The sequence below is a fragment of the Aquabacterium sp. UBA2148 genome, assembly GCF_002328915.1.
Classification (GTDB): Bacteria; Pseudomonadota; Gammaproteobacteria; order Burkholderiales; family Burkholderiaceae_C; genus Aquabacterium; species Aquabacterium parvum.
Map to the genome: position 1 here is coordinate 26,144 of NZ_DCXA01000206.1, position 6,121 is coordinate 32,264.

General features: G+C 67.3%; 6 protein-coding genes and 1 pseudogene. 5 read left to right on the forward strand and 2 right to left on the reverse strand.

All coding sequences use genetic code 11. From position 1 onward, the window contains the following. From B2W70_RS11495 to B2W70_RS11505, 3 genes and pseudogenes are all read left to right on the forward strand, one after another. Positions 1-283 (forward strand): annotated as a pseudogene (locus B2W70_RS11495) (2,4-dienoyl-CoA reductase); the annotation flags it as partial. Between the two features lie 113 nt (positions 284-396). Then, positions 397-834, forward strand: coding sequence for a nuclear transport factor 2 family protein (locus B2W70_RS11500; protein ID WP_286745814.1), 438 nt, complete (start codon positions 397-399; stop codon positions 832-834). Between the two features lie 56 nt (positions 835-890). Continuing rightward, positions 891-1,721, forward strand: a complete 831-nt coding sequence (locus B2W70_RS11505) for a crotonase/enoyl-CoA hydratase family protein (RefSeq protein ID WP_286745816.1) — start codon at positions 891-893, stop codon at positions 1,719-1,721. On the opposite strand, the gene B2W70_RS11510 is transcribed toward B2W70_RS11505, so the two are convergent. Continuing rightward, positions 1,711-2,796: an AraC family transcriptional regulator gene (locus tag B2W70_RS11510; protein WP_286745817.1), complete on the reverse strand. Its 1,086-nt coding sequence runs from the start codon at positions 2,794-2,796 to the stop codon at positions 1,711-1,713. The genes B2W70_RS11505 and B2W70_RS11510 overlap by 11 nt on opposite strands. A 94-nt stretch (positions 2,797-2,890) precedes the next feature. Between B2W70_RS11510 and B2W70_RS11515 the strand changes: the two genes are divergently transcribed. Continuing rightward, complete coding sequence (locus B2W70_RS11515) at positions 2,891-4,363, forward strand: cytochrome P450 (RefSeq protein ID WP_286745819.1); 1,473 nt, start codon at positions 2,891-2,893, stop codon at positions 4,361-4,363. On the opposite strand, the gene B2W70_RS11520 is transcribed toward B2W70_RS11515, so the two are convergent. Beyond that, positions 4,332-5,219, reverse strand: coding sequence for an NAD(P)-dependent oxidoreductase (locus B2W70_RS11520; RefSeq protein ID WP_286745820.1), 888 nt, complete (start codon positions 5,217-5,219; stop codon positions 4,332-4,334). The two genes, B2W70_RS11515 and B2W70_RS11520, sit on opposite strands and share 32 nt — an antisense overlap. Before the next feature lie 243 nt (positions 5,220-5,462). Between B2W70_RS11520 and B2W70_RS11525 the strand changes: the two genes are divergently transcribed. Further along, on the forward strand, positions 5,463-6,121 hold a 659-nt coding region (locus B2W70_RS11525), incomplete at its 3' end, for a sensor domain-containing diguanylate cyclase (protein WP_286745821.1).

Genomic DNA, 6,121 nt, shown 5'->3' on the forward strand with positions numbered 1-6,121 from the left:
CCACCGCACCTCGCTGAAGAACCGCAACGTCGAGATGATCGCCGGCGCCACCTACCGCAAGATCGACGACCAGGGCCTGCACATCACCGTGGGCGCGCAGGAGATGGTGCTGCCGGTCGACAACGTCGTGCTGTGCGCTGGCCAGGAGCCCTTCCGCGAACTGCAGGCCGGTCTGGAGGCCAAGGGCTGCAAGGTGCACCTGATCGGTGGCGCCGACGTGGCTGCCGAGCTGGACGCCAAGCGCGCGATCAAGCAAGGCACCGAGCTGGCCGCGGCGCTCTGAGCGCCCATGCGGCCTGGCCGCAATCGCTGTTTGCCACCGTCCAGAGGCCGTCCGTGACGCGACCGGGACGTGTGGCAGCAGCCGCCTTGAAACGCATCGAAGGAGCCCATCCGATGAATGCCCAGATTCCCGCCACGCTCAAGCCTGCCGTGCAGGCCTCGCTGCAAACGTGGCACGACATGGTCGCCGCGCGCGACCTGTCGAAGCTGCCCGGCATCCTGCACGACGACGCTTGCTTTCGCTCGCCCATGGCCTTCAAGCCCTACCAGAGCGCGGCCGCCGTCAACCTGATCCTGAGCACCGTGCTGACGGTGTTCCAGGACTTTGCCTACCACCGCACCCTGGCCAGCGAAGACGGCCTGAACGTGGTGCTGGAGTTCAGCGCCAAGGTGGGCGACAAATCGCTCAAGGGCATCGACATGATCGCCTTCGATGAGCAGGGACGCATCGTCGACTTCGAAGTCATGGTGCGCCCCTTCAACGGCTTGCAGGCCCTGGGCGCCGAGATGGGCGCCCGCCTGGCCGCCTTCCTGCCGGCCTACAAGGGCTGAACCCCGTCGCATTGCACGCCAACACACCCCTCCCCCAAGGGCACACGGAGACCGCCATGTCCAACGCCACCCCTACGCTCGAAACCATCCGCCTGACCCTGGCCGACAAGGTCGCCACCGTTTCGCTCAACCGGCCCGAGAAGGCCAACGCCATGAACTGGCAGGTGTGGCAGGACATCCGCTCGGCCATGCAGTGGGCCGACCGCACGAGCGAGGTGCGCGCCGTGGTGCTGCAAGGCGAAGGCAAGCACTTCACCTCCGGCATCGACCTGACGATGATGATGGGCCTGCAATCGCAGATCAAGGACGACTGCGATGGCCGCATGCGCGAGAAGCTTCGCGAGCTGATCCTTGAGCTGCAAGACACGCTGACCAGCCTGGAGCGCTGCCGCAAGCCGGTGCTGGCCGCCATCCACTCGGGTTGCGTCGGTGGCGGGGTCGACCTGATCAGTTGCGCTGACATGCGCTACTGCTCGGCCGACGCCTACTTCACCATCAAGGAAATCGACATCGGCATGGTGGCCGACGTCGGCACCTTGCAGCGCCTGCCCAAGATCATCGGCAGCCAGGGCCTGGTGCGCGAGCTGGCCTACACCGGTCGCAAGGTCGACGCCGAAGAGGCCCTGCGCATCGGGCTGGTCAACCGCGTGTACGAGTCGCGCGAGGCGCTGCATGCCGGCGTGCACGAGCTGGCCCTGCAGATCGCGGCCAAGTCGCCTCTGTCCATCCGTGGCACCAAGGAAATCCTCAACCACACGCGCGACCACAGCGTCGCCGATGGCCTGCAGTACATGGCCAGCTGGAACGCCGCCATGCTGATGTCGCAAGACCTGATGGCGGCCATGATGGCCTCGATGGCCAAGCAGACGCCGACGTTCAAGGACTGATGGCGCCTGGGCCTGGCTGCGTGTGTGGTGACAGCCCCTGGCGCACCGCCAGCGGCGTGAGGCCCGTCCAGCGCCTGACGGCGCGGTGCATGGAGCTCTGCTCGGCGTAAGCGGCCCGCAGCGCGACCTCGCTGATTGGCAAGCCGGTGTGGCGCAACTCGTGCAGCACCTGGTCACGCCTCACGCCCTCCACGAGCTCCTTGAAACTCAGGGATTGATCGGCCAGCCTGCGCTGCAGCTGCCTGGGTGAAAAGCCCAGGTCGGCTTCGATCTCGGGCGCCACGTCTTCGAGCCTGGGCAGCTGCCCCGATTGCAAGCGGTGGGCGATGTGCTGGCGCAGCACGCTGGCCAGCCTGCTGCCGTCCTGCCCGAGCCTGGCCCACTGCTGGTTGGTGACCGCGCTCATCAAGCGGTGCAGCTGCGGGTCGGCGTGGGGGTTGGGCAGGTTCAACCAGGCCAGCGGCGCCTGCTCGCTGGCCATCGGCGCATCGAAGTGCATCGGGCAGCCATACCAGGCCTGCAGCGGACCGACGTCAGCCGGTGCAGGGCAGGGCAGCCAGACGCCGTCGAGCACCAGGTGCCGCCCCGACACCCAGCGCGCAAAAGCCATGCGCGAGGCCATCGCGAACACCCACAGGGCGGTGTCCCTCGGCACTTCGCCCAGGGTGTCGAGCTGGCTGACCAGGCGGTCTCCCTGGATGCGGTGCACCGACCGCAACTGAGTGCAGACCAGGCTTTGCAGGCGCTCGAACAGGGCCAGGCCATTCTCGAACGCCTCGCAGCTGATCAGCGTGTAGCCCAGCGGGCCCATGTTGGCCGGCCGCACCTGCTGGGCGATCCGCCACGGCGTTTGCGGGTCCTGGCACAACTCGGTGGCGAGGTTCAGGGCTTCGCTCAGGCGGGTGGCAGGCACCCACAACGGAGCTTCAGGCTCGGTGGTGGCCGACTCGGGCAGGCCAAGCGTCCTCAGCACCGGGCTGGCGTTCAGGTCCTTGGCGCGCACGTGGTCGGCGACCAGGCGCGCGTAGCTGGCGGCAAAACCCAAGGGGACGGCATCGGCACTCACGGCTCGCATGGTAGTGCACCGCTCGGCCGGGCTGGCACCTGAGGTCAATCGGATGGCGGCCGCTGCCAATGACGGTTCGCAGCGAGCCAGGCACCATCTACCCATGAGCACCGCTTCCCTCCAGCGTCCCGCCTTGCGTACCCTTCGCGACCTGCCTGGGCCCCGTCCCTGGCCTCTGGTTGGCAACGTCTTCCAGGTCAGCCTGCACCGCATGCACCAGAACCTGGCCGATTGGGCCGACGAACACGGGCCCTTCTTTCGCGTGCAACTCGGTGGTTTCAAGATCCTGGTCGTCACCGATGCCGAGCTGATCGGCCAACTCTTGCGGGACCGCCCCGACACCTTCCGTCGCCCGTCGCGCATGCAGGCCATCATGCGCGAGATGGGCATCCCCGATGGCGTGTTCATGGCCGAGGGCGAGACCTGGTCCCGGCAGCGCCGCATGGTGATGGCCAGCTTCGCGCCTCAGCAGGTCAGGGCGTACTTCCCGTCTTTGCTCAGGGTGGCCCACCGCTTGAAGCAACGCTGGCAGCGGGCCGCCCGCGAGCAGCAGCAGGGGGCGCCTGGCCTGGACCTCCAGGCCGAACTCATGCGCTTCACCGTGGACGCCATCGCGGGCCTGGCCTTTGGCACCGAGGTCGACACCCTGGGCTCGGACGACGACGTCATCCAGCGGCACCTCGACAAGATCTTCCCGGCGATCTGGCGCCGTGCGCACGCGGTCTTCCCATATTGGCAGCACGTCAGGCTGCCCGCTGACCGTGCACTCGACGACAGCATGCGCGTGGTCAATGCCGCGATCCGCCGGTTCATCGACGAAGGCCGGGTGCGCCTGCAGGACCCATCACGGCGTGCCTCGCCGCCCAACCTGCTGGAGGCGATGATCGTTGCCGCCGACGAGCCCGATAGCGGCATGACCGACGAAGACGTGGCCGGCAACGTGTTCACCATGCTGCTGGCCGGCGAGGACACCACCGCCACCAGCCTGTCGTGGATGCTTGACCTGCTGTGGCGTCACCCGACGGCGCTGGCGCGTGCACGCGCCGAAGTCGATCGCGAACTGGGTGAACTGGGCGACTGGGAGGCCGAAGACCTCGGTCGCCTGACCTGGCTCGAGGCGTGCATCCACGAAAGCATGCGCCTCAAGCCGGTGGGGCCGTTCAACGTGGTTGAGGCGCTCAAGGACACGGTGGTCGGCGATGTCGCCATCCGGGCTCGCACCCCCGTGCTGCTGCTGATGCGTCACGACACCCTGCGTGACGACATCTTTCCCCAGGCCGCCAGCTTCATGCCGGAGCGCTGGTTCACCGAGCACACCGAGCTGGCGCCGGCCAACGCCAAGCGGGTGTCCATGCCTTTCGGCAGCGGGCCTCGCATCTGCCCCGGACGCTTCCTGGCCTTGCTGGAGATCAAGCTTGCTGCGGCGATGATCCTCAAGCACTTCGACCTCGTTGGCATCGACACACCGGACGGCCTGCCGCCCCAAGAGCACATGGCCCTGACCATGGTGCCCGTGGGCCTGAGGTTGCGCTTGCGAGAACGCGTCAGCGCCCGTGAGGGCTTTGACGCCGCTTGAGCTCGCAGAACAGCCCCGACTGGTCGAGGTCGGCGAAGCCGTGATCGGCCGCCTGTGCGTACAAGCTGGTGAGGGCGGCGGTGATGGGGGCGTCCATCTGCATGCCTGCGGCGGTGTGCATCGCATTGCGCAGGTCTTTGAGCTGGATGGCCAGCGAGCCGCGCTTGGCGAAGTCGCCCTCGACCATGCGCTGGCCGTGCACCTCGAGGATGCGGCTTTCAGCGAAGCCCCCGCGCAAGGCTTCCCGCACCTTGGCGGGGTCGGCGCCGCCCCGTTCGGCCAGCAGCAGCGCCTCCGCCACCGCGCCGATGGTGATGCCCACGATCATTTGATTGGCGAGCTTGGTCAATTGACCCGAGCCGGTGGGCCCGACGTGCACTGGCCGCCCCAACACCGCCAGCACCTTGCGTGCGCGCTCGAACGCTTCGGCGGGGCCGCCAACCATGATCGCCAGCGTGCCGGCTTCGGCGCCCAGCGTGCCGCCCGACACGGGGGCATCCAGGGCGTCGACGCCTGACGCGCTCAGGCGGTCAGCGTGATCGCGGGCCTGCTCGGGCAGGATCGAGCCCATGTCGATGAACAAAGTGCCCGAGCGCATCGTGTGGATGGCTGAGCTAGGGCCCGCATCGAACAGCACCTCGCGCACCGCATCGCCGTCCTGAAGCATGGCGATGACGATGTCCGCTTGGGCGACCGCCTCGGCTGGCGATGACGCCACCGTGGCACCATCGGGCAACAGGGCCTCGGCCTTGGCTCGGGTTCGGTTCCAGGCGCTGAGGCGGTGGCCGGCGGCAAGCAGGCGGCGGGCCATGGGCTGGCCCATCAGGCCGCATCCGAGCAACGCGATGTGTGACATGCTGGCAAACTGTGGCGACTTCGGGGACGCCGCAGATGTGGGAAAGCGCGTATTGTCCCGCATGGCTGCTTCGTGGTTTCCTGCCAGAAATGTGTGACATATGTCCTGCATGGCAGGGAAATACAGGACCGATCCCTCGTTTGAAGGACAGTCACGCTGCGCAAATTCGGCGAACATTGACGTGGCAGTTCCTCCACGTCAGGGGCGCCTGGCGCTCAAGCCGATGACACAATTCCAATGACCATGGCCGAATCCCTCGCTCCAGGCTTGCTTGACGTTGCTGCGCTGCAAGGCGCCGTTCTGAATTCGCTCGACCATTTCTCTGTGGCCGTGACGGTCAAGGACCTGGCCAGCGGTCGCTACGAACAAGCCAACGCATCTGCCGCCCGCATGCTGGGCCTGGAAGGCCGCGACCTGGTGGGCGCGCAAGACGCCGAGCTCTTCGACGCCACCCTCGTCATGGCCTTGCGTGCAGCCGAACAACAGGTTCGCGCCACGCCATCTGGCGTGATGGCCGAGCACAAGCTCGAGATCGGCGGCACCCGCCGCGATTTCCTGGCCTGGCGCCAGGTGGTGGGTCAGGCCGATGGCCAGGCTCGCATGGTCGCCATCTGGCAGGACGTCACCGATGCGCGCCGCCGCGAAGCCCAGCTGCAAACCGCTCTGGCGCAACTCGAGCAGCAGCAGAAAACCAACGAAACGCTCCGCCGCGACGTCGAAGGCAGCCAGGTGCGCGACGCGTTGTCCGGTCTCTATCACCGCGCCCACTTCGAAGAGCAGCTTTGCCGCGAGGCCGACCTCTCCAGCCGTGAGCAACGCGAGTTCGCCCTGGTGGCCATCGCCGTCGACAACCTCGACGAGATCCGCCAGAACCATGGCCTCGATGGCTGCGAGCGCGTCAT